1 protein-coding gene is annotated in these 1,914 nt (G+C 62.4%); it reads right to left on the minus strand.

Annotation, left to right across the window (positions count from 1 at the left end):
* Positions 1-335 precede the first annotated feature (335 nt).
* On the minus strand, positions 336-1,784 hold the full coding sequence (locus WBV42_RS18095) for an aldehyde dehydrogenase family protein (RefSeq protein ID WP_423987261.1): 1,449 nt from the start codon (positions 1,782-1,784) through the stop codon (positions 336-338).
* Between the last annotated feature and the right edge of the window lie 130 nt (positions 1,785-1,914).

Raw genomic sequence — 1,914 nt, forward strand, 5'->3', positions numbered from 1 at the left:
CGGTGGCACCCACCTTCGTACGAACTCGTCGATTGGAGTCGTCCGACCACGAGGAGAATTGGCGGATTTCCGGACGCGAATCGCCGCTTCACAGTTCCGGCTCGAAAGCCCGTCGACATCGAATAGCGACTCGTAATCGATGCGGTCGTAGATTCATTCCGAATTCGAGAACGAACCTGAAGCAGGAAACGGTACAAGGAGAAACGATTTCGGACAATTGGACCACACCATCATTCCTGACGAGTGTTCCGTATACCAGAACTCGAAACATACGAAGCGATTCGGGTCCAATGACAAAAATTTCGAACGATGGAGGGCCGAAGGCGGCGGGCGTTTCAGTAGTTGTCGTAGACGGTTTTCTCGATGGTGTAGAAGTCCAGTCCCTCGTCACCCTGTTCGCGCCACGTCTCGCTGGACGAGCGCTTGAACCCGCCGAACGGGACGTGGAGTTCGAGACCGGTCGTCTTGTCGTTGACCTTCACGACCCCGGATTCCGCCTCGCGGACGAAACGGTTCGCTTCCGTGTGGTCGTCGGTGACGATGCTCGCCGCGAGTCCGTACTCGACGTCGTTCGCGACGGCCAACGCCTCGTCGAAATCGCTCACCGCGATGACGGCGACGAGCGGGCCGAACACCTCTTCCTGTGCGATGCGCATCTCGGAATCGACGTCGGTGAACACGGTCGGTTCGACGAAGTAGCCGGATTCGACGGCCGAACTCTCCGGAATTCCGCCACCCGAGACGAGCGTCGCCCCTTCCGCCTCGGCGACTTCGACGTAGTCGAGCGTCGATTCGAGTTCGCTCTCGCTCACCTGCGGACCCATCTCGTGCTCGTCGCCCGGGCCGATATCGATGGATTCCGCGCGGTCCACGAGTTCGGCGACGAACTCGTCGAGGACGTCCTCGTGGACGATGGCGCGGGAACACGCCGTACACGCCTGCCCGGTGACGCCGAACGCGCCGCTCGCGACAAGGTCGGCCGCTTCGGCGGGGTCGGCCGAATCGGCGACGATGGTCGGGTTCTTCCCGCCGAGTTCCGTCTGAACGCGCTTGCCGGAGTCGGTCGCCTGGTCGTACACCATCTCGCCGACTTCGCTGCTACCGGTGAACGAGACGGCGTCCACCGCGTCGTGTTCGATGAACTCGGTGCCGACGACGCTCCCCGAACCCGTGACGACGTTCAGGACGCCGTCTGGGAGACCGGCTTCGTCCAGCGCGCGTGCGATTTCCATGGCGACGCCGGGTGCGGCCGACGCCGGTTTGAGAACGACCGTGTTCCCCGCCGCGAGGGCCGGTGCAAGTTTCCATGCGGGGATGGCGATGGGGTAGTTCCACGGCGTGATGAGCGCGGCGACGCCGACCGGTTCCTCGATGGTGTAGAGGTTCTGGTTCGGAGAACTCGGGTTCTTGACCGTCCCGCCGCGTTCGGCCGCTTTCACCGCGAAGTGATAGAAGATGTCGATGGCGCGCTGTACCTCGCCACCGGCTTCGGCGTTCGCCTTGCCTTCCTCGGCGACGAGCAGGTCGGTGAGTTCGTCCTTCCGTTCCGCGAGCAGGGTCGCCGCTTCACGGAGGATTCGGCCTCTTTCCGGACCGGGCGTCGCCGCCCAGTCGTCGGCCGCGTCCGCGGCGGCCTCGACGCCCTCGGTGGCGTCTTCGGTACTGGAGTCCTGGTATCGTGCGACGACTTCGCTCGGGCGTGCGGGGTTCTCGACTTCGATGGTCTCCCCCGTCGCCGATTCGATCCACTGTCCGCTGACGTAATTCCGCGTCGTATCCGACATCACCCTAGTGTTCTCACTTCCACCATACGACTGTTACGGTCCGAGTAACGTTTGACAGGAAATTTTTACTACCGTTATCATTATCTTTTTGCCGACTGGGTCGAACATCCCGGTTATGACCGCCATCGAC

The organism is Haladaptatus sp. (genome assembly GCF_049589095.1).
GTDB lineage: Archaea > Halobacteriota > Halobacteria > Halobacteriales > Haladaptataceae > Haladaptatus.

What these genes read in the sequence shown, in the direction of transcription:
- WBV42_RS18095 (WP_423987261.1), bottom strand. Translation starts at nt 1,784, where the DNA reads ATGTCGGATACGACGCGGAATTACGTCAGCGGACAGTGGATCGAATCG.